The 22,489-nt window shown below is 38.3% G+C and carries 18 protein-coding genes; 8 read left to right on the forward strand and 10 right to left on the reverse strand.

The genetic code is table 11. The features are described from left to right. Window positions 1-9 precede the first annotated feature (9 nt). The 3 genes from rlmB to ADICYQ_RS29665 all read right to left on the reverse strand — a co-directional run bounded on the left by rlmB (window position 10) and on the right by ADICYQ_RS29665 (window position 1,990). A complete protein-coding gene (gene rlmB / locus ADICYQ_RS10290) occupies window positions 10-795 on the reverse strand; it encodes a 23S rRNA (guanosine(2251)-2'-O)-methyltransferase RlmB (protein ID WP_020892274.1) in 786 nt (261 codons plus the stop codon). Beyond that, the gene (locus tag ADICYQ_RS10295; protein ID WP_020892275.1) at window positions 768-1,658 is read right to left on the reverse strand and encodes a GWxTD domain-containing protein; all 891 of its coding nucleotides are present in this window, start codon (window positions 1,656-1,658) and stop codon (window positions 768-770) included. The genes rlmB and ADICYQ_RS10295 overlap by 28 nt, the downstream gene beginning before the upstream one ends. A gap of 101 nt (window positions 1,659-1,759) precedes the next feature. Further along, window positions 1,760-1,990, reverse strand: a complete 231-nt coding sequence (locus tag ADICYQ_RS29665) for a hypothetical protein (RefSeq protein WP_316929293.1) — start codon at window positions 1,988-1,990, stop codon at window positions 1,760-1,762. Window positions 1,991-2,065: 75 nt separating this feature from the next. Between ADICYQ_RS29665 and ADICYQ_RS10300 the strand changes: the two genes are divergently transcribed. Continuing rightward, a complete protein-coding gene (locus tag ADICYQ_RS10300) occupies window positions 2,066-2,842 on the forward strand; it encodes a class I SAM-dependent methyltransferase (RefSeq protein ID WP_020892277.1) in 777 nt (258 codons plus the stop codon). Window positions 2,843-2,954: 112 nt separating this feature from the next. Here ADICYQ_RS10300 and ADICYQ_RS10305 read toward each other — a convergent pair whose 3' ends face one another. After that, complete coding sequence (locus ADICYQ_RS10305) at window positions 2,955-5,930, reverse strand: glycosyltransferase family 117 protein (RefSeq protein ID WP_020892278.1); 2,976 nt, start codon at window positions 5,928-5,930, stop codon at window positions 2,955-2,957. Between the two features lie 398 nt (window positions 5,931-6,328). On the opposite strand from ADICYQ_RS10305, the gene ADICYQ_RS10310 reads away from it, so the two are divergent. The 6 genes from ADICYQ_RS10310 to ADICYQ_RS10335 all read left to right on the forward strand — a co-directional run bounded on the left by ADICYQ_RS10310 (window position 6,329) and on the right by ADICYQ_RS10335 (window position 12,528). Next, entirely contained in the window at window positions 6,329-7,519 is a 1,191-nt protein-coding gene (locus ADICYQ_RS10310) for a homoserine dehydrogenase (RefSeq protein WP_020892279.1), read from the forward strand. A 243-nt stretch (window positions 7,520-7,762) separates the two neighbouring features. After that, window positions 7,763-8,968, forward strand: a complete 1,206-nt coding sequence (locus ADICYQ_RS10315) for a tetratricopeptide repeat protein (RefSeq protein WP_020892281.1) — start codon at window positions 7,763-7,765, stop codon at window positions 8,966-8,968. Between the two features lie 207 nt (window positions 8,969-9,175). Further along, window positions 9,176-9,658, forward strand: a complete 483-nt coding sequence (locus ADICYQ_RS10320; protein WP_014018107.1) for an Lrp/AsnC family transcriptional regulator — start codon at window positions 9,176-9,178, stop codon at window positions 9,656-9,658. A 55-nt stretch (window positions 9,659-9,713) separates the two neighbouring features. Further along, on the forward strand, window positions 9,714-10,253 hold the full coding sequence (locus tag ADICYQ_RS10325; protein ID WP_040415637.1) for an NUDIX domain-containing protein: 540 nt from the start codon (window positions 9,714-9,716) through the stop codon (window positions 10,251-10,253). Between the two features lie 12 nt (window positions 10,254-10,265). Continuing rightward, on the forward strand, window positions 10,266-11,624 hold the full coding sequence (locus ADICYQ_RS10330; protein WP_040415639.1) for an MATE family efflux transporter: 1,359 nt from the start codon (window positions 10,266-10,268) through the stop codon (window positions 11,622-11,624). Window positions 11,625-11,796: 172 nt separating this feature from the next. Continuing rightward, window positions 11,797-12,528 (forward strand): SDR family NAD(P)-dependent oxidoreductase, encoded by a 732-nt coding sequence (locus ADICYQ_RS10335; RefSeq protein ID WP_020892285.1) that lies wholly within the window; start codon window positions 11,797-11,799, stop codon window positions 12,526-12,528. Here the strand turns inward: ADICYQ_RS10335 and ADICYQ_RS10340 are convergent. Then, window positions 12,515-13,018 carry a SixA phosphatase family protein gene (locus tag ADICYQ_RS10340; RefSeq protein ID WP_020892286.1) on the reverse strand — a complete coding sequence of 168 codons (504 nt, stop codon included), beginning with the start codon at window positions 13,016-13,018 and terminating at the stop codon, window positions 12,515-12,517. The two genes, ADICYQ_RS10335 and ADICYQ_RS10340, sit on opposite strands and share 14 nt — an antisense overlap. A gap of 236 nt (window positions 13,019-13,254) precedes the next feature. Here ADICYQ_RS10340 and ADICYQ_RS10345 point away from each other — a divergent pair, with 236 nt between their 5' ends. After that, window positions 13,255-15,387, forward strand: coding sequence for an outer membrane protein assembly factor BamB family protein (locus ADICYQ_RS10345; protein ID WP_040415640.1), 2,133 nt, complete (start codon window positions 13,255-13,257; stop codon window positions 15,385-15,387). Window positions 15,388-15,392: 5 nt separating this feature from the next. On the opposite strand, the gene ADICYQ_RS10350 is transcribed toward ADICYQ_RS10345, so the two are convergent. From ADICYQ_RS10350 to ADICYQ_RS10370, 5 genes are all read right to left on the reverse strand, one after another. After that, window positions 15,393-16,868, reverse strand: coding sequence for a PhoPQ-activated pathogenicity-related family protein (locus tag ADICYQ_RS10350; protein ID WP_020892288.1), 1,476 nt, complete (start codon window positions 16,866-16,868; stop codon window positions 15,393-15,395). Between the two features lie 53 nt (window positions 16,869-16,921). Further along, window positions 16,922-17,953, reverse strand: coding sequence for a c-type cytochrome domain-containing protein (locus tag ADICYQ_RS10355; RefSeq protein WP_020892289.1), 1,032 nt, complete (start codon window positions 17,951-17,953; stop codon window positions 16,922-16,924). Continuing rightward, window positions 17,938-18,420: a DUF2231 domain-containing protein gene (locus tag ADICYQ_RS10360; RefSeq protein ID WP_020892290.1), complete on the reverse strand. Its 483-nt coding sequence runs from the start codon at window positions 18,418-18,420 to the stop codon at window positions 17,938-17,940. Before ADICYQ_RS10360 ends, ADICYQ_RS10355 begins: the two co-directional genes overlap by 16 nt. Window positions 18,421-18,486: 66 nt before the next feature. Beyond that, complete coding sequence (locus ADICYQ_RS10365) at window positions 18,487-19,872, reverse strand: DUF1552 domain-containing protein (RefSeq protein ID WP_020892291.1); 1,386 nt, start codon at window positions 19,870-19,872, stop codon at window positions 18,487-18,489. Between the two features lie 150 nt (window positions 19,873-20,022). Beyond that, window positions 20,023-21,768 carry a DUF1592 domain-containing protein gene (locus ADICYQ_RS10370; RefSeq protein WP_020892292.1) on the reverse strand — a complete coding sequence of 582 codons (1,746 nt, stop codon included), beginning with the start codon at window positions 21,766-21,768 and terminating at the stop codon, window positions 20,023-20,025. Window positions 21,769-22,489 lie beyond the last annotated feature (721 nt).

Here is a 22,489-nt window from a genome sequence, read left to right on the forward strand (position 1 = left end):
AAACTTAAATTAAGAATCGGCTTGTTTTCTTTGTCGAATCGCTTCGTATATCACTATTCCAGTGGCTACAGAAACGTTAAGACTTTCAATCTGACCATGTACAGGTACTTTTACGAACTCATCGCACAAGCCCAGCAATTCATCAGAAACCCCATCTTCTTCAGAACCCATTACCAATACAGTAGGAGTCGTAAGATCTGCCGCATACATCATTCGGTCCGTTTTCTCAGTTACTCCCACCACTTTTAAACCTGATTTTTTCAGGTCTTTGAGTGTGTAGTAAAGGTTTCTTACCCTACTTACAGGTAAAAAGTTCAATGCACCAGCTGAAGTTTTAACAGCATCTGAATTGATCTGAGCACTGCTTTTTTCAGGAATAATAATCCCATGAACACCAGCTACTTCTGCCGTTCTGGCGATAGCGCCAAAATTACGAACATCTGTAACTCTATCCAGCATCAATATAAGTGGTGCTTCCCCTTTGGTAAAGGTACTGTCGACCACATTTTCCCATGAAGCATAGGCTATAGACGAAATATAAGCGATTACCCCTTGATGGTTTTTTCTGGTAATCCGATTAAGTTTGGTATCTGGAACCTTCGTTACCGGAAGTTTCTTTTCTTTTGCTATAGCAAGTAATTCTTTTAGGAGGTCTCCTTTGAGTTCCTTATTGACCAATATCTTGTCTATTTCTCGGTCTGCATTCAAAGCCTCCATTATAGGCCTGATGCCAAATATAAAATCTTTTTGGTCTTCGTCTTTGTCAATTAAAAAACCATCCTTCCGTTTCTCCATGCTGTGATTGTTTTGAACCATACAGGCTGATAGGCTCTGGATCGATTCAATGTATAATATTGGGGGGTTAAAATATTCTTTACACGTGCAAAGGTAAAGGTTATTTTGGAATTTGAATCCTGAGCCAGGTAAACCCAGGTTTCTTTGTCTAAATTAAAGTAAACTTCTTGTGGAGGACCCATAATAATATAAACCATTCCACGGTCTGTCGCCCATCCTTCTTTGTAGTCAGTAAAAAGGATATTGGCGAATTCCACTTGTCTAAAATATTCTTTGATCAATACTTTGGCTGCTTCCTCATCTCTGGTCATTCTGATCCAGTATTCATCCAATGCTATTTTTTTATTTTCAGCGGCAAGGAGGGTTTCATGTTCCTTTCGGGTGGAAATATAAGCGACCATTTGGATCATTTCTTCCCAGGTAGATACCTTGGGAAAAGCTTTTCCTGCAGTTTTTATCATTAGACCTGACGCTGAGGAGGTGTCCTCTTGTACAAAATAATATCCTGATTTCTCAAATGGAACAGGCACATTTACCAAAAAGTCACCATCGTCAATTACTTGGGTCTCCTTGGCTATTTCTGGTGACTTTGTTTCCATTGGAGGAAGTGGGATTGGGAATTCCTGGGGATAAAAGTACCTGTACAAACTTACACTGTGCTCACTTTTGAAAAGCAGAGACTCTTCAGCGTTTAAGAAATTTTGATCATAAGGGATATCATTTCCGAAATAAGCGCCGAAAGAAGGTTGTTCTGCAATAAAAGGGCTTATTAAATCTGCATGGTAAACATATTCATCTTCCTGTCGGGTGTCTGTTGCCCTGAAAATCACATAGGCCTGATCATTAGAGGAAGGTATTTCCACCGTTTCTTCAAAATAAAAATGACTGTCTGTGTCTTTTTTAAGCAGGTCTCGGTCCAGCGCGATTACATTGTCATCATCAATTCTTTGTTCAAAACTATTGACTATGCTGTAAGAAAAAGGTAATCATCAAAATTGGCCCCATCTTCTATTTTTTCGACCAACATTTGAAGTTTAAAGGTTCTGTCAGAAGTTTCAATAGGAATAACTTTTAATGATATTCTGGAATACCTTGAATACCTTAAGCTTTGGTTGATACTTTGCAGGTTATTTTGTGCAAAGGTAGGAAGGTAAAGCAGGGTTAAAATAAATAAAAACCCAATAAATCGTTTCATATGCAATGACTTTATTTTTTCCATAGTTGGTTTTAAAAATTAACCTTAATTTTGTTGAAAATAATAAAATTTTAGATGGCTACCTATACAACGGAAATTACTTCCGATAAGTTGATCAGTGACAACCCAATTCATCAACGCCTTTTTAAAGCATACATTGTTGCTAAAGAGTATGTTTCAGGCAATCTGCTGGAAATAGGCTGTGGTGAAGGTCGAGGGGTACATGTTCTCGGCCCTTTGGTACAACATTACCATGGCATGGACAAGATAGGAGAAATCCTGGACAGACTAAAGGATAAATTCCCTGAATTTACTTTTGAACAGGCAATTATTCCACCCATGGCTACCCTAAAGGACAATTCCTTCGACTCAGTGGTGAGTTTTCAGGTGATAGAGCATATTCAAAATGATAAAAAATACCTTGAAGAAATCTATCGCGTGCTAAAACCTGGTGGAATGGCCTTGATTTCCACGCCTAACATCCGATTTTCATTGACTAGAAATCCCTGGCATATCAGGGAATATACTCCAACTCAATTAAAAGAGTTATGTGCTTCTATATTTGATAAAGTAGAGACGAAGGGCGTTGGAGGCAATTCCAAAGTTTGGGATTATTATGCTGCCAATAAAGAATCTGTTAATAAGATCACCCGTTGGGATGTGCTTAATCTACAGTACAGACTACCTTCTGCATTGCTTAGAATTCCCTACGAAATACTTAACAGGGCCAATAGAAACAAGTTGCATAAAAAACAGGGGAAGGCTGTAGAGCAGTTAAATCATGAGGACTATCTATTTGTGGATGATCCTGAAAATGCCCTTGACCTTTATTATATTTTGCATAAAAAATAGCTTAAAAAAACAATCGACTGCCCATCTGTGACGGGCAGTCGATTGTAAATAATTACGCCATTATGGCTTATTTTTTGATTCCAAACCTACCGTTGAGGTATTAGAATAGTTATTATCTCCTTTGTAGCCGTTGGCTACCAGCTGATGTGCCGAAAATTCGTGTAAATTCCTGCTGAATTTGATTGGCTTTTTCTTCATAGCCTTGTTCAGTTAACACTGGCCCAAAGTAACGTAACATTTCCATTGAAATTTGAGCTTCTCTATCCATTGCTCTTCCAGTCTCTTGGTAGAAATCAAGCATCTCTATTGATTTTTTAGACATTTGATCTATTATATCCAGGGCTTCATCATTCATTCCCAATTCAAATAATATTGGAACAGCCTGTCCGCTTGCCAAATCATAAGGGATCGCCTTGCCCGGTAGTCTTTCCAGGCTCAAACGCATAATGTCTGCTGCCCTTTCTTTATCCTCTTCTTCCAGCAATGCAATGGCAATACTATTCAATGCGCTTCTGTGATTGGAAGTGAATCTCCTGTACTCGTCATCAAAATAGTTGTCCGGATTGTCCATTCCCCTAAAGGCGAAATTCTCAGTGACATTCGTATAGGCCAAATCTGTATTGATCAGCTCATCCTGGTTGTCTGGTTTCTGAATAGGAAGCAAACGATAGGTAAGGCCTTCCATTACTACATGGTTACTCATGTCAAAGCCTATTGTAGCCAGAGAAGTGTTATTGAAATAAATAGGCCTTTCCCAATTATTGGTCGCAATTAAGTCCAGAAGCATCAAATTGCCTTTGGTTACATAGTTTCCTTTAATACGGATGTTGATGCTTGGTATTTTTAAATCCTCAAACTGCTCTGGTACAATGCCAGATTTATCAACATTCTCTGTGTTGATAGGCAATGTTAGGATACGAGAAGGGACGGTGTTGATATTGCTGCTTGACCTGTTGCCAGATAATTTTAGCAAGTCACTGTCTTCTTTTAACAATTTAAGGTAGTCTACCAAAGGAAGACTTTCAATTCTCTCTGTGACGTATAGCACATCATTGGTGCCTTTTTTATAATTGTCAAAGTCCAAGGAGAAATCCAGTGCCGCAGATTCATTAACTGGCCTGGCCATTTGTTTTACATACCAGTCAGTATCAAAATAACTCAGTACAATAACCCTAACATCAGTTCTGAAGCCTTCTACTTCCTGAACATACCATAGTGGAAAGGTGTCATTGTCTCCTCCTGTAAATAGGATAGCGTTTGGAGCGCAAGAAGCTAAGAAATTCCTTGCAGAATCCACTGAGAAATAACGATCAGATCTGTTGTGATCATTCCAGTTTTCTGCGGCCATTAATAATGGTACAGGAAGTGTGATTAAAGCAGCATATACGCCTGCCATCACCAGCCCTTTTTTCATTTTTCTAAGTTGGCTGCTAATTGCCATTACACTAAACCCTATCCAGATGGCAAAAGTATAGAACGAACCAACGTATATATAATCCCTTTCCCGTGGTTCCACCGGTGGTGAATTGAGATATAGTACCAACACTACGCCCATCATTAGGAATAGTGATAAGGTAAGCCAGAATGATTCCGGATCATGCTTGGCTTGGAAAAACATTCCTATCAGTCCTAAAATTAAGGGGAGCATAAGGTAATTGTTATGTCCCTTGTTTTCTTTGATGTAATCCGGGAAATCTGTGGTAACGGTATTCCATATACTTAAATAGGCAGCATTACTCAGGTCACTTTCCCTGCCGCTGAAATTCCACATAAAGTATCGCCAGTACATGTGCCCAAGCTGATGATCAAACATGAAATAGATGTTATCAAAGAAAGTAGGGTCTTGGCCTTCTCTCAATCCTAGTTTGGTCCTATAGATTTGCTTGTGGCGCTCTTGAGTAGAGTATATTCTTGGTAGGAGCGTTGTTTTCTCCGAATCGTAGATATTCTTTAGTTGGTAATCTACAATCTCATATTTCTCTTTGCCTTTTGCATAAACAGGATCTCCCTCTACCTGATCTACAATGTCAGCGGTGAAATATTGTCCATGAACCAATGGTCTGTAACCATATTGTTCTCTTTTAAGGTAACTGACAAAGCTGATAATGTCTTTTGGATCGTTTTCATTGATTACAGGTTCGGCGTTTGCTCGGATTACAATCAATGCGTAGCTACTGTATCCAATAAGGATAAAGGAGAAACATAATAATATGGTGTTAAGGATAACTTTCTCTTTGCGGTAAGAGTAAATAACGGCAAATACAAGGCCTCCTAAAAAAGCGATTGAAAAGAATATTATTCCAGAACCGAAGGGTAGCCCAAGGTTATTGACGAAAAATATTTCCAAAGAACCAGCAATGCTTGGAAGACCAGGTATAATAAAGTTATTGATAAGAATCAAAGCAACACCTCCTAATAAAAAGGCAATGATTCCACCTTTTAAGTTGTGGTTTTTGTATTTCTTAAAATAAACAACCAATGCAAGTGCTGGAAGTGTTACAAGATTCAAGAGATGGACTCCTATTGATAAGCCTACCAGGTAAGCTATGAAGATCATGTACTTGTTTTCATCCCTGGGGTCTTTAATAACGTCCCATTTCAAAAAGGCCCATATAACTATGGCGGTAAAAAAGGAAGACATGGCATATACTTCAGCTTCTACAGCTGAAAACCAAAAGCTATCTGAAAAGGTGTACGCCAATGCGCCGATAAATCCCGCACCAATCAAGGTGTAAACCTGCTCTTGATCAGGAGTGTCAGTGTTCTTAAGCAATAACTTTCTACCAAGAAGTGTAATGGTCCAAAAGAGGAACAGTATGGTAAATGCTGAAAGTAAGGCACTACCAACATTCATCCAATAGGCAATTTCCAGACCATCCCCGAGTGCTAGAAAACTAAACATTCGGTAGATTAGTAAAAAGAAAGGAGCTCCCGGGGGATGAGGCACTTGTAATTTATAGGCTACAGCTATAAATTCTCCCGGATCCCAGAAACTAGCAGTTTCTTCGATGGTGAGCAAATAAGTAATAAATGCAATAAAGAAGGTGGTCCAACCTGCAAGATTGTTGACCCTGGCATAATTTAGCATGTTACCTGGTTATTTATGAAAGGCGAAAATAAAAAAATTATAATGAATTATAGGTGAATTGCTTCATTTAAAAAACTAAAAAAGCTTCAGTTGCCTGAAATCTTAGATGATTAACCATTAAATGCGGAATAGAATGAAAAAAAAATGAAATTAAAAGGATCGAAATTAAATTTCTTAAATAGACTTATTTGTGTTATATTATCCCTATGTTTTTTACAAAAACCTAGTTAAATAGGAGGTTGTAAAGGTTTGAATTGACATAAGGAATTTAATACGATCCGATTTTTTAACATATTTTTTATGTATTTTAAATACAATAAAATGGTTTTTAAATTTTTTACTTACCTTTACATTGTCAAGTATAAACAGCGGACAAACAGCAAACAAAATTTTTAAAGATGAAAAGTATAAACAGCAAAAAACTTAGGATTGGGATAGTAGGTACTGGTGGGATCGGGAGAGGTTTGGCTAAACTTATTGCTAGAAGACAGGACATGGTCATCTCAAAAATATTGACCAGAAGAGAAGGATCAATTAACGATCTTGGAGTTAGTCAGGAACTTTTAACCACTTCACCTGAAGAGGTACTTGATTGCTCAGATTTAATTGTAGTAAGCACTGGAGATCCTATTTATTCAACAGAAATCATTGATAAAGCATTTGTTTACGGACTTCCAGTTGTAACTATGGATGCAGACACTCAGGTAGTTACTGGTTCTTGGTTGTCTAAACGTGGTGTGATTACAGAGGCAAATGGTGACCAACCTGGTTGTCTAGCCGCTCTTAATAAAGAAGTGATTCAAATGGGTTTTAAGCCTTTGGTATATGGTAATATTAAAGGTTTTCTAAACAAGAATCCAACATTAGAAGACATGTTGTTTTGGGGGCAGAAACAAGGTTACAGCCTTAGTTCTGTTACTTCCTTTACAGATGGAACAAAACTACAGATTGAACAAGCGCTTATCGCAAATGGCCTTGGCTTGGATATCGTTAAGCGCGGGCTAGTAGGTTACGAAACAAGTGACTTTGAAACCGGGGCTTTTGCTTTAGGTGAAATAGCCCAAAAAGAAAATGCTGTAATAAGTGACTATATTATCTCCAGAGAGTCACCTCCAGGTGTGTTTATCACTGCTACTCACCAAGAAGATTTGGCAGGAGAATTGACAACCTACAAAATGGGTAAAGGACCATTTTATTTACTATACAAGCCCATGCATTTGTGCTTTTTTGAGATACCTAACAGTATTTTAAATTTGGTGAATAACAATGAAATTTTACTTGACAATGGAGATGTGCCTTCCATTAGTGTAGGTACGATTGCAAAGAAAAATTTGACTTCAGGTTCTTATATTGACAAAGGAATCGGTGGGATGGAAGTAAGGGGTGAAGCAATCAAGATTACTGATTGCCCAAACCATGTCCCTATTGGTTTAATGAGCAAAGTTCAATTGAAGCGAAATATTGAGGAAGGAGAAATAATTACATTCGACGATATTAATATACCCGATTCTTTGGCATTGAAAGCATGGAAAAGCACCATCTCAGATGTATCCAAGAAAAATCGATTAGGTATTAAGGTAAGCTGTTAATTTTTTTATCTTATTGCTGTTTACAGATCCATTGACCTAAATTGCATTTATTGCAATCGTGGTTTAATGGGTCTGTTTTTTTATGGCCACTCTGAATAAAATGGTGACCAGGTTTTACTCAGGATTTTCACATCAGAACCTGTTTTTTAGTAAGTCAAAAGAAATTCTTTGGGTTTTCGAAATTAATTATCGTCAAATAGCGTTTATGCTGTATGAAAATGAGTTTTATAGAAAACCGACTTAATGAAATATACCCAGATAGTATTACCCTTATTACTATTAATTAATAGTATTGTTCCTGCAGTGGTGCAGGCTCAGGAGGATGTCATTACAGATGTTAACAAGCAAGAAAACGGATATCTTTTGCTTGATAAAGGACTCCAGTTTAGAATTACCGATGCTATTAATAGTATGTATAACTTTGATTTTGAGAAAGTTGAAAGGGGTTTTCTTGTCATGCGTTATACTTACCCAGAACACCCCCTTCCTTATTTTTTAATGGGATTGAGCCAATGGTGGAAAATTGTTGTGGCTGTAGACAACAAAAGCCATGATGCGCTCATGCTTAAATACATGGATCTAACCATAGAAAAAGCGGAGAAAATGCTGGGAGACAATCCTGAGAATAAAGAAGCCGCTTTTTTTCTTGCTGGAGCTTATGGTTTTCAGGGAAGGTTACATAGTGAAAGAAAAAATTGGACAAGTTCGACCTTTGCCAGCAGAAATGCGTTGAAATACCTGGAACTAAGCAGGGGTGAGGAAGAGTTGAATCCTGAATTATTATTGGGGGATGCGTTGTTCAATTATTTTTCAGTGTGGATACCTGAAAATTACCCATTGTTAAAGCCATTAATGTTGTTGTTTCCTAAAGGAGATCAGCAATTGGGGTTGAAACAGTTGGAAGAAGTTGCGAAAAGTTCTTTCTATGCTAGGGTAGAAGCTCAATATTTTCTGTTTAGACTTTATGCTACAGAGGAGAAAAAGCCTTTTAAGGCGTTAGAAATTACGAGTTATCTCCATAGTAAATATCCAAATAACCCCTATTTCCACCGACATTTTGCCAGGCAATTGTATGCTGTAGGCAGGGGACGGGAAGCAAAGGATGTTTCATTGGAGATTCTTAAACGAATTGATGAGAAATGGACTGGTTATGAAGCAACCAGTGGGAGATACGCTTCTTTCTTTGTGGCCCAGAATTACGAAAGAATGGGTCAGTCAGAGAATTCCATGCCCTATTACCTAAGATCTGTTGCTTTCGGGAATGAGTTGGATGCTCAGGAAAGTGGGTACTATTTGTTTTCCCTTCTTCAGGTAGGCAAAATTTTATTTAAGCAAGGAAATAAAAAAGAAGCCAAACGTTATTTAGACTTAGTAAAAGAAAATTCGAAGCGCCGTCACCCTGCTAATAAGGAAGCACGAGAATTTTCCAAAAAGAATAAACTTTTATAAGCACTAAATTGTTCATTGTTAGCCTAATCGAGGGTAAAACCACGTTTTTTAGCGAATCACGAAACAGTAAGCACAATAATTTTAAAAATAATGATAAATAAACAACAATATTCCGTCCGTGCTTGCGTTTTTTTCGTAAATGTCTTTAAAATAAATATAAATTAGATTACCTTTGTGCCACATATAATTCGGTAAATTCTTTACAATATGGATAATAGTATAAAAGTGAAATTTGACAAAATTGACCGTAAGATTTTAGAAATTCTACAAGGCAACGCAAAAATTACAAATGCGCAGCTTTCAAAAGATATAGGATTGTCTCCAGCGCCAACTTTAGAGAGGGTTAAAAAATTGGAACAATCAGGAATAATTAAAAGCTATCACGCTAAGTTAGATCCAGAAAAAATTGGACTTGGAGTTAGTACTTTTGTTTTGGTAGGTTTGATTGGTCATAATAAGTCTAACATAGACGCATTTATGAAAGAGATCAATCAAATCCCAGAAGTGATTGAATGTCATCACATCACAGGAACAGGAGATTTTATTTTGAAAATCATATCTAAAGACATTAATTCTTATCAGAAGTTAATGTTGGAGCAAGTAAGTGAGATTAAGGAAGTGGATTCTATGCAATCTATGGTTATCCTTTCCACTTTTAAAGACAGCAAAGTTTTGCCTATACCGGCATAAGCTTACAATTATTTAAAGCGTTTAAAGGGTGGCTTTTAGTCACCCTTTTTTTATTATGAAAAATCCGTGGACAACAATTTCTAAAAAAGAGGTGTATGACAACCCTTGGATCAAGGTAGAAGAACACCAGGTAATAACTCCTACTCAAAAAAAAGGTATTTATGGGAAAGTGATTTTTAAAAACCTGGCAATAGGTATTCTGCCACTTGATGAAAATGGTTATACCTGGCTAGTAGGTCAATACCGCTATACTGTGGATGAATATGCCTGGGAGATACCAATGGGAGGTGGACCGGCCGATCAGACAGCTCTTGAAAGTGCCAAAAGAGAACTTAAAGAGGAAACTGGTTTACAGGCTAAGGAGTGGACAGAATTACTAAAGATACATACATCAAATTCTGTAACAGATGAGGTTGGTTATGTGTACCTGGCCAAAGGCTTGACACAGGGAGAAACTGAGTTCGATGATACTGAAGACCTGAAAATATGGCACTTACCGTTTAATGAAGCCTACCAGATGGTTATGGATGGACAAATTACTGATGCCATTAGCATGGCCGCAATTTTAAAAACCGCCGTTTTATTGAAGAGATAATACTTAATTTTTATGTTTAAGGGCTTTAGAAATAATTTTGACAAGACATTTACCCTAGCTTACCCAGTGATGCTAAGTCAACTTGGTCAAGTAATGGTGGGAGTGGCTGACAATATTATGGTAGGTAGATTAGGAGCCGTTCCACTCGCTGCAGCCTCTCTTGCTAATAGTATTTTTTTCGTGATTTTAATGTTTGGAATAGGGATTTCCATGGCAGTAACTCCTATGGTTGCTGCGGCTGATGGTGAAGGAAAAACTGGTAAAATAGGTAGGTTCCTAAATCATGGTTTTGTGATCAATACAGTGGCCTCTGTTTTTCTATTTCTTTTGATTTTAGCCATTTCTCCTGGTTTGAAATTGATCAATCAACCCCAGGAAGTTGTGGTGCTTGCCATTCCTTATTTGTTGATTATCACCTTTTCTTTACTGCCGTTTATGTTTTTCCAAACCTATAAGCAGTTTATAGAAGGGCTTTCTCAAACCAAGCAAGCCATGTTTATTACGGTCGTATTTAACCTTTTGAATATAGGGCTAAACTGGTTGCTAATTTATGGCAATTGGGGTTTTCCGGCATTAGGATTAAATGGTGCAGGATGGGCTACATTGATTTCTCGAATCCTTATGGCTTGGGCATTGTACCTGTATGTGACCAAATCAAAAAGGTATAAAAAATATATTAGAGGCATACATTTGAAGCAGTTAAGGTTGCCTATTATTAAAAAAATGCTCGCAATAGGCATTCCTACTGGGTTGCAATTTATTTTTGAAGTAGGGGCCTTTAGTACTGCAGCCATTATGATGGGTTGGATAGGTGTCAATGCCTTAGCAGCGCACCAAATTGCCATTAACCTTGCTTCCATAAGTTATATGATGGCTTCAGGTTTATCAGCAGCAGCTATGGTAAGGATAGGGAATCAACTGGGCAAAAGAGATATTTCGAAACTTCGAGAAGTAGGTTTTTCTATCTTTGGGATGGTGACCGTCTTTATGTCCGTGTTTGCAATCACCTTTCTTTTGTTGAAAAATTACTTGCCATTGCTTTATATAGATGATCGTCAGGTAGTAGAAATGGCTGCTAGCCTCTTGGTTATTGCTGGGATTTTTCAAATCTCTGACGGCTTGCAAGTCGTTGCCTTGGGTACATTGAGGGGATTGTCTGATGTCAAAATACCTACAGTGGTAACACTCATTGCTTATTGGGTAATTGGGCTCCCATTGGGGTATTATCTGGCTTTCACGCTTCATTGGAACGAATTGGGTATTTGGGTCGGATTGTTGATTGGTCTTACCCTTACCGCTATAATGCTTGTTTATCGCTTTCATTCCTTAAGTTTAAAGCTAAAGCACCGTGTGGAAGCTTCCGAAACATAACTCCCAAAATACCTGGCCTGAAACTTAGGTTAAAAGACTCCTTTCTTCAATGAAACGGACAATCCTTTATTCAGGAATGACTATTGAATATTTCCCGTAAAATAAAGTTGAATTTGGGTTTTTGAAAAGGAATGGCGTTTTCAACAAATAAATAAAAATAAATATTTAAAAAATGGAAGGACAATCCCTCTATATACTAACAGGTGCTAGTAAAGGACTTGGTGAAGCACTAAAAAATCTATTGTTGAAATTGCCAAATACAAGAGTAATTGGTATATCCAGAAGTCCCCTTCAGCCAGAAGATAATTTTATTCCTTTGCAAATTGACCTTTCTGACACCAATAGCTTGATCGATAAATTGCATGAGATTTTCCCATTTGGAAATTATGACAAGGTAGTATTGATTAATAATGCTGGGTGGATAGGGGAAATCGCTTATAATGGAAATATTTCTCCAATGGCAATCAAGACAATTCATTCGGTGAATGTAATTGCTCCGGCAATTCTAATGAATGCCTTTATGCGAAAATACAAAAACAACAAAGGTACTAAAGTCGTTGTTAATGTAAGTTCAGGTGCGGCAGCAAAGGTAGTAGATGGTTGGTCGGGCTATAGCTCATCAAAAGCCGCTTTAAATCAAATGACTTTAATTGCACAGGAGGAATCTGACCTTAAGGATCAAGGGTTTAAATTGTTTGCGTTGTCACCGGGCATCATCGATACTCCTATGCAAGAATCAATTAGAGCAGCTTCTGAAATTGATTTCTCTGGACTTTCTAAATTCAAATCTTTTAAGGATAATGGAGACTTAAGTACTCCGGAAGAAGTCGCTGATAAAGTCCTGTATTTGATTGAAAATCCTTCAAAATTTGAGTCCGTATTGCAGGATGTTAGAAAATTTTAGGTGATGTGTTTTTAGGGAAGTCAAACATCCAATATGATGCATTGTCACTACTTATGTTTTCCCAACTAGTAGCATCAAATTTAAATCCCATAATTGCAGCTGTTGGAAGATTTTCTAATGGCTGCCCGAGATAATTGGTCAATTCTGTCAATCCTGGATTGTGGCCAAAAATAAACAGGCTGTCTATCTTATTACTTGTTTTCTTTATCTCTTTTAGAAGTTCGGTTACAGAAGCCATGTAGAGAGCATTTGAAACTTCGTATACTACGTCTATTTTTTCAAAAGCTTTAAGATAAAATTCAGCAGTCATTTTAGCCCTTGTAGCATCTGATGTAAATATTTTTTCAGGAAAAATAGAATTGGTATTCATCCTTGCCGCCATCATTGGTGCATCTCTTAAACCTCTATTAGACAAGGGCCTTTCATGATCTTTTAACTTTGGATCATCCCAAGAGGATTTTGCATGTCTACAAATAACTAATTTTTTCATGAGGGGCTGGTAATTAAGTTTGACGTAAGGCAATTGTAATCTTAAAATTTCAAATACTTAAATTATGCATTAACTACTTACTTGTTTAAGGTTCTTGGTTATAATTCCGTCTCTATACCTTCATATTATCGGTGGATAAGGATAACAATCCTGGCACTATTCCTTGTTCCAGGTTTAATAGCCTTTTTGCTTCAAACAAAAATGATATATTTGTTTGAAACATAACTATGAATTAGATGCGTAAGGTGAAATTGCATAAAAATATTTGCTATTTAATGGTTTTCTCCACTTTATTGGCCTGTAGCACTGGGCAAAGCTCAGATCAGGTAGCAGAGGAGAATTGGCCGGCTTACCTTGGAAGTAAAGGTAGTTCCCAATATTCTGCATTGGAACAAATCAACAAAGAAAATGTTCGCAATTTACAGCCCGCCTGGCAGTATCGAGCAGGAGGCCATTCTGAAAATGGTAAAAGTCAGATTCAATGTAATCCACTCATAATTGATGGTATCCTCTATGGTACAAGTCCTGATTTAAAGGCTTTTGCCTTAAATGCAGCTACAGGGGAACAGCTTTGGGTGTATGACCCTCATAAAGATTTTAAAATAGGAGTAAGTGTCAATAGAGGTCTTGTTCATTGGGCCTCAGCTTCTGAAGCGAGATTGTTTTATTCTGTTGGCTCTTATTTATTGGCATTAGACGCTAATACCGGTGAGCGGATAAAAGATTTTGGTAAGGATGGCAAAGTCTCCCTCAAAGAAGGGTTGGGAGATTGGGCGCAGGACTTTTCTGTTTCATCTTCCACGCCTGGTGTGATTTACGAAGATAAATTAATAGTAGGGACTAGGGTTTCAGAAAGCAAAGATGCTGCTCCAGGATATATCCGTGCGTTTAATGTGGTGTCTGGTAAGGTAGAATGGATATTCCATACAATTCCCAGGCCGGGTGAGTTTGGGTACGATACATGGCCAAAAGATGCCTATAAAAATAGAGGAGGAGCCAATAGTTGGGCGGGAATGACTTTGGATGAAAGCACTGGAATTGTTTATATTCCTACTGGATCTGCCGCATTTGATTTTTGGGGAGGGCATCGTTTGGGAGAAAATTTATTTGCCAACTCTTTGCTGGCATTGAATGCCGCAACAGGTGAGCGAATTTGGCACTATCAAACAGTTAGACACGATCTTTGGGACAAGGATTTGCCTGCTCCTCCAAACCTTGTTCAGATCAATAGGGGAGACAGTACCATTGCTGCAGTTGCTCAAATCACCAAATCAGGTAGAGTTTTCGTTTTTGATCGTGCCAATGGTACACCGCTTTTCCCTATAGAAGAGGTTGAGGTGCCACCTTCCACTTTATTAGGAGAAGAGGCCTGGCTAAGTCAACCTTTGCCTCTTTCGCCACCGCCATTTTCCAGGCAAATATTTACGGAGGAGGAAGTGACCAATATTTCGCCAGAGGCTACTGCCTATGTAACAAGTAAATTGAAGGGTTTAAAATATGGGCAGAAATTCATGCCTCCTAGTACAGAGGGGACCGTGATTTTACCAGGTTTTGATGGAGGAGGAGAGTGGGGGGGAGCAGCATATGATGCTTCTACAGGTTTACTATATGTGAATGCCAACGAAATGCCTTGGATACTAACCATGGTTCCCACTAATTCAGGAAAATTGTCATTAGGGAATGCTGCCTATCTTACCAATTGTGCGATGTGTCATGGCCCAGAGAAAAATGGAGATGGGACAGGAGCTTATCCTTCACTTGTAAATCTTGATAGTCGTTTACTCAGAGAAGAGGTGGCAGAATTGATAAGTAACGGAAAAGGAAGGATGCCCGCCTTCAAACAATTGAACACAGAAGTAAAGGAACAAATTATTGATTATTTGTTTAGTACCGAAAAGCCTGAAGATTTTCAGAATTCGGGAGCAACAGCCAATGTTAATGAAGTGCCCTATACCACTACGGGATACAATAGGTTTTTCGATGAGGAAGGATACCCAGCCATTAAGCCGCCTTGGGGTACACTCAGCGCGATCAATCTTAATAAAGGTACTATGGAATGGACTGTTCCATTGGGTGAGTTTACGGAGCTTACAGAGAGGGGAATTCCTCAAACCGGAACAGAGAATTATGGAGGTCCAGTGGTAACAGCAGGAGGACTGGTTTTTATCGCTGCGTCTAAAGATGAACATATTAGAGCATTCGATAAAGATACAGGGGAAGAACTATGGAAGTACAAACTCCCTGTTGGGGGCTACGCTACGCCTGCCATTTATTCCGTTGAGGGAAAACAATATGTAGTAATCGCAGCTGGAGGAGGTAAAATGGGTACTCCGTCTGGCGATTACTACATAGCATTTGCTTTGGATTAAAAATATTATTTTATCGGTGTTCCTTTTCTATCTTTTGGTACATATTGCTCATGTGCATACGTATCTGGAAGCACTTTTATACCTGTGGTAAATTTCAAAGGTGCTTCACCAGCATAAGTAAGTTCAACGTAATGACCAGACCAGCCTTTAGAAGGAGCAGCTATAGCTATAGTATATTCGCCATCTGCTTCAAAAGGGATATTTGTGGCTTTCCATTGAGGGCCTAAAACATCTATCCTGAAATCTCTAGTAGTTTCATTGGTAGCAGACCATAGTTTTACAGCTACTGGTGGATTATTGATGTCTGTTTTAATTTGTATGGCATCGTCTTTTACCTCCCAACTGTAAGAAGGTCGTTTTACGTTATTGATAATGTGAGAGTAAAATCCTAAAAGGATTTGAGAAGCATCGGAATCCCTTAAGCCATGACCAGCATTAGGGATATATGCCAAATGGCTTTCTCCTGGCAAATCATTCCAGTAATATCTCCAGCTGTCTGGAAGGAAAAACTGATCTCCAGATCCGTTGATTAGTAATTTAGGGATGTCTTTGTATTCTTCCAGAAACTCATAAGGTTCTACGATTTCAACCAATCGATTAAATTCCTTACTGTCCATCCAATCAAATATTCCTTCATGTGAATAATCATTTACTGCAGGAGCCCAAAATCCGTAAGTCTGCCAATGGTGTTTAAATGAAGGTGTTAAATTAAGCATGTCTATTACTATAGGAACCATTCCGATTACTCTGTCATCTACCGCAGCAGTTGTCCAGGTAGTCCAACCTCGTTTAGATGCACCTGCAACTACGTACTTCTCTAGAGATAAGTCTAAGTTGGTTTTAGAATAGTCTACAACTGCATCCATTGCTGAAACAACAGCTTTTGTCATAGGAAATCTAGCCAACCAAATCGCATCTTCATCTTTAGCGCCATTCTCCATAAATTCTCTCCAACCATAGGCGATTAATCCGTCTTCAGTTCTTAAACCAAGCGTGTCTCCTACAAATTGTACCGGCTGAAAAGGTATGTTATGAACCTTTATAGCAGTAGATCCGGTGGCAAGTGCTGCCTGAAGAATCATGTCGTCTGGCTTTTCAGGTACAGTGGTGTTCTTGCTTCCACCGGAAATAACCAATAAAGAGGTGTTGTGTTTAAGTTCATCTGGAACTACAAAGGAAACCCAATGCCACCAGGTGGTTTCGGTTACTTCTTTCTCCGTCAACCAATTTTGCGAAATGACCTTAAGGACATAATAGGAATATCCATCACCTTTGGATTCAAAAGCCAATTCGTAATTGTATACGTCCTGGTCCTTTTCTACGTAGGCCTTTAAAAGGTCAAAACCTCTTACCTTGGTTTCTTCTGCTTGAACTTCAGTGTCAGAATTGACTTTTGGCTGGCAATTGGGGAAACAAAAGAGGCTAATGCCAATTAAGAGTGCCAGTTGTAACGCTTTGTGTATCTTGATTGTATTGAACATGTATTATAGGAGTAGTTTATAGATGTATTACCTAAAAGTAATAAAAAAGACCATTAATAAAATGGACCTTCTTCTAAAATAATTTCCATGTCCGGTTTATGCTTTTGAAGGGCAGCTATAACCTCAGGCTTCACTGGGGTACCAAAAAGATAGACTTTTTGAAGATTTTTAAAATCAAGAAGATAAAGCAAGTTGCCGTCATCTAATGGGGTGAAGGATAGGTTAAGCTCTTCGAGATGAGGAAGGTCTTTTAAATAGGGAAGGCCCTCTCCGTTAATATTGGTTTTTTGTAAGATAAGCCTGCGAAGTTGAGGCATTTTTGCCAATAGAAATAGTGCATCATCATCTATGCCCGAAGAAGCTAAAGAAAGGCGTGAAAAGTAAGGGAAATAAACCGAAAATGCTTTAATCTCTTCATTTCCTACAGGAGCTGGAGGGAACTTCATTTTCATTCCAAAGTATTTGTTATTCGTCAATTCATCTGCAGAAATTTCTACTCCTACTTGCTTGCCGATCTCCTGTAATTCCTGCAAAGCAGCATTAAAAGCCTCCTTTTCTTCAAGAATCTTATATTGGGCATGTTGAATCTCGGGCATTAACCCTTCAATTTCTGCCAAGATCTCCTGATTTTCAATGTCTCCGTACTTTAGGGTATCAGAAGCACCATTGGTTATCCAATAAGATAGTAAGGTGATTTCATTGGACGTCAATCCTGGCTTTCCTTCAGGGGGCATTCTATCGTCATGATCTTCGGGAAGCAACACCCGCACAATAAGTTCACTTTTGCTTGTGTCCTCGGGTACAACAGCATGTTTTTCGCTTTTACCCGCTTCCAATAAAGCCATATAGCTGTTGAGGAGCAGATCTCCTTTGGTTTTATTTTCATTGTGGCAGGAAACACATTTTGTATCTAAAATTGTGGCTACCATGTCGGCATAAATCAACATTTGTTCAGGGGATTTGTCGATTTTTTTTGCAGGCAGTAAAGCTTCTAAAGGAGCTGTTAGAAAATCTTCCCCATGCGTAAGGGATCCGCCAAGATGACTGGTGTAAGCCAGTGAGAGATTTGCTAGTCCAAGAAACAAGTAAAAACAAAACCGCCTTTAAGTTTTTGATGCAGATTTGATTCGTAAATAATAAGGCAAACCGATATGGATATACCTGTGATCAGAGCACCATCAAGGTGATTGTTTACCATGTCTCCTGAATAAGCTTCAGCAATAAATAATAGAAATCCAGCAACAATGGTGATAAATGAGAAGAATACTGATGCCCAAAGAAGTGATCGGATTATAATTGGTTTATTGAAATTGGGATTGAAAAAACCCATTAAAATAAAGCCAGTGGTTATCAGGATCAATACTATTGGGAAATGCAGCACAAGTGGATGGAACCTGCCGAAAAAAACGAGCAAATGACTTTCTTGTTCAAGGCTAATAGGTACAAAAAGGATGGTGAGGTAAAGTAGGATAAGAATAGTGGGTAAAAATATTTTTTTACTAGAATAAAGGTTCCACTTTTTATCGTTTGGTGGCAAGTCGTTGTTGTCCATATGATTCCTGTATACCAGGTGCTAAGAACCTGTTATTGCGGTGATGCTTTTTGATAGTATGAGAAATTAGGCTAAAATGCCATTTAGGGTGCCAGTACTGTCTGCAAATTGTGTTTGTTCTAAACCAACAGATTGCATCCAGGTTGTATAGAGGTTGGCCAGTGGAGTGTTTTCCTCATAGATAAGGTTTTGGCCGGATTTGATTTTATGTCCTCCATGACCCCCAACAATAATGGGCAGATCTCTTGGAGAATGTCTGTTTCCATCTCTTAATCCAGAAGCAAACATTACCAAAGAATTGTCCAATAAAGTGCCATTCCCTTCTTTAATTGACTTTAACTTGTCTAAAAAATAAGCGTATTGCTCAAGGTGCCATTTGGTAATACGGTCATATTGTTCCATGTTCCCTGGATGATTCATATGGTGAGAAAGAGAGTGGTGGGCCCCATTCACACCTTCTAAGAATGAAAAATTTCTGTTACTTACGGAGTTGCCAAACATGAAAGTGGCTACTCTACTGGCATCACTCCACATGGCTAGCGCAATGATGTCAAACATTAACCTGGTTTTCTCTGTCACATTTACACCACTGTGTACTTCAGCATATTCTTCAATATTCTGGTTTACGCTTATTAATTCACGCTTGATATCAGGGGTAATACTGCTTGCAAAATCCTTTAAACTATCCTGATTATTAATTCTTTTTTCAATTGAGCGGATAGATTCTAAATATTCTTCAAGCTTGTCTTGGTCAGACCTGCCTAAATTATTTTTAAGTGATTTGGCCTCCGTCAATACGGCATCTAAAATGCTGCTTTTGTATGGGTTTTCTATTTTGTTATTCCCAGGAATGAAAGTTCGAAATAACCTGTCAAAAGCCATCCTAGGATCAATTTCCTTGGATAGTGGTGTCATGGCATTTTTCCAGGAAATACTGCTGGCATAAAGTCGGGTAAACCCTACATTGATATCTACTCCAGTCTGTATTCGATCCAATCCATATTCCAAAGAGGGAAACAGCGTCTCATTTTTATAGTGGTTGGCAAGAAGTTGATCTATAGAAATGCCACCACTGTTGATATTGTCTCCAGCCGTTTTTGAAATTGGGAGACAAGTTAAAAGGTTGGCCGTTTTGGCGTAATGTCCGTCCGCTCCTTGGAAAATGGAATGTTGGTTCATCAACTGGCCCAAGACCAAAATGTCATCTTTTAAATGCGCTAATGGAGCCAAAGTAGGGGACAGGGTATAATTTCTACCAATTCCCTCAGGGGTCCATCTTCCAGGGTGAACACCATTTGGCATAAACATAAAGGTGGATCTTACCGGAAACCCATCATTGCCAAATTTCTTAATATTTAGCGGAGAAGCCATTGCTTCCATAAAAGGTAGTGCAATGGCAGCCCCCATACCTTTCAATAATTTCCTCCTGGATATTTGCCACTTTTTATTCATAAATATTAATGTTATAAAGCAAGCTTATACTTTAAATCTGTTTTTACCCCTCTGTTCCTTTCCTAAAACCAGTCATTAGTTACGCTTTTATTCTTTTATTTCTAGGAATACCAAATGTAACTATGGTTCAAGTTAGTTACTAACTATTTATTAATCAATCTCATTTACCTTTTTTTGAAAATCTTTGATCTTCATTCGAAAAGGATAGCTTTGAACCAAAGCAGTAATAAATTTATCTGGATTGAATTCATTTTCTAGTAAGCTGGCAGATAATTCCCTAATAGCGGTTTCATCTGTGAAAGTTGTACCTCTACCTATGGCAAAAGACAATGATTTTTTGGATAGGTTTCGCGCAAATTTATCTTTCTCTTTCATGAGTAAGTTTTTCAATTCTGCAGGTCCAGCAAAGGTTTCTCCTGAAATCAGTACACCTGTAGGATCTATCGGGGTACTTCCATAGCTATCTCTCCATTTTCCATCGGCCCCAAAATTTTCCAAGCCTAATCCAAGAGGATCCATTTTTTCATGACAGGATTGACAAGCTGGGTCATCTCGATGTCTTTCCAAAAGTGCTTTCAAGCCTAACTCTTCATGCAATGATTCATCTTCGGACAATTCAGCGACATCTGGCGGCGGTGGCGGTGGTGATGTCCCTAATATCTCCTCTAAAACCCATTTCCCCCTAAGTACCGGGCTTGTTCGGGTAGGCAACGATGTGACAGCCTGTACACTGCCTAATCCTAAAAAGCCTCCTCTGGAATTATTGGTTAGCATCACTTTTTTGAAATCGTTTCCTTCAACACCATCGATTCCATAATAGGTGGCTAGTTCTTCATTGAGAAAGGAATAATCACTATTGATTAGGTCAAGAAAATTTTTGCTTTCAGTCATCACATAATGGAAGAAAGAAGTTGTTTCTTTGAACATGGCCTCTCTTATAGAAGGTGTGAATTCTGGAAATCGAACCAGATCTGCCAAGGGTGCGTTGGCATCCTTTAATTTATTGATTCCCAACCACTGACTCACAAATGATTCTGAAAACCTCTCAGACTTGGGATCATCGAGCATTCTTTTTACTTGATTTTCTATTTCTCCGGGAGCTTGAAGCTTGCCTTCCATAGCGAGGTTAAACAGTTCATCATCAGGCATACTTGACCATAAGAAAAAAGAAAGCCTGGTAGCCAATTCAAAATCCCCCAGGGCGATTGGGTCGGGGCCCAAAGGTTCTTCTTCCATTTTGTACAAAAAGGAAGGGGAAATTAATACGGCCTTAAAAACTTCAGCAATTGATCGATTAAATTTTTGTGGATCTGGATCTTCAGGACGAGAGTGATAGACTGTAGAAAAAAGATCTATAAATTTCTCTTTTTCTTCTGTCTTCAAAAGTCTTCTATAGGCTTTGCTGGCGAAAGGGAAAAGCACTTCTTCTGCGGCCTTTTCCGGTGGGTTGAGCGGTTTGAAATTATCTGAGAATTTAGGCATTAGCCAATTTATAAACCTTTCCCAAAGATTCTGATGATAGTCCTCAGGGACTAGTTCCTGCCATTTCTCCGGATCTTCAAAGATCCGTGAAACGATTTCTTCAGAGGCATCATAATAACGTTCCATTTTAAGGGGGGTGAAAAACAAGGATCCTCCTTGGTTGTCAAATCCACCACCACCCGAACCATCGGCAGGAAATCTGTTCACAGCGTCAAAGTTTACACCCGTCAAATCTAAAACGGTGTAATGATACTCTGTGTGACTCAGCCTTCGGATGATAACTTTACCGGGCGTTCTTTTCTCAAGAGACTTTATTAAAATGCCATTGATTCCGTCCAGAAGAACATGATAATCCTCTTCATTTAAGCTTGGCTTATTTGATGGAGGCATTTCTTTAGACTGTATTTGATCCACTACCTTTAGCCAAAATTGCCCATCTTTTACAATGCGCCCTTCTTCTTCATATCTTTTGAGGTTTACCCCACCTTTAGGGGTTTCCTGTGTTGTGACATGAATAGCAATGCTTGTCCAATACCGGGATTATTTCGGTAGTGTAATCTAAAGTTTCCTGAGCCCTAACTTCAAAAAAACTAAAGGTAGCTAGTATCAGTAAAATATAAGATTTCATTAATGGCATAGATTTTATTGGGTTCCGTTAAAGGTTACGCCTTAAATTTAACGTAATTAATTGATTAATTCCAATGTTATTTTGATGGAAGGTGATAGGTTAGTAGGTACAACATAAAATGTTAATTTTTAATCAGTTTTACGTTGAAAATACTGGAAATCAATGAGACAAGGGCGTTTTAGTCATATGGTAAGCATCATGACAATTTTTGATTCCACGTTTTGCGCCTGGGTTTCCTGACTTTTCATAAGGAGTAGTCTCATCACGTAGTAGCAGTTCTATTAAATGTTTCGGTTAGGAGGCTAAAGCGAAGGTGTTAATGGTACTTAATATATGCAGTTGATGTAAGGTGATGCGGAGGTCAAAACAGTATTTTAACAACAAATACTGTTTTCAATTTCTTCACTTTATTTCAGGAAGGATGAATATTGGGGAGAAACTTTGTATAAGTTTAATGCAATAATGTAATAACTATATAGGATTGGTTTAGGACTTGAGTCTTGTCAG

This window comes from Cyclobacterium qasimii M12-11B, assembly GCF_000427295.1.
Lineage (GTDB): Bacteria > Bacteroidota > Bacteroidia > Cytophagales > Cyclobacteriaceae > Cyclobacterium > Cyclobacterium qasimii.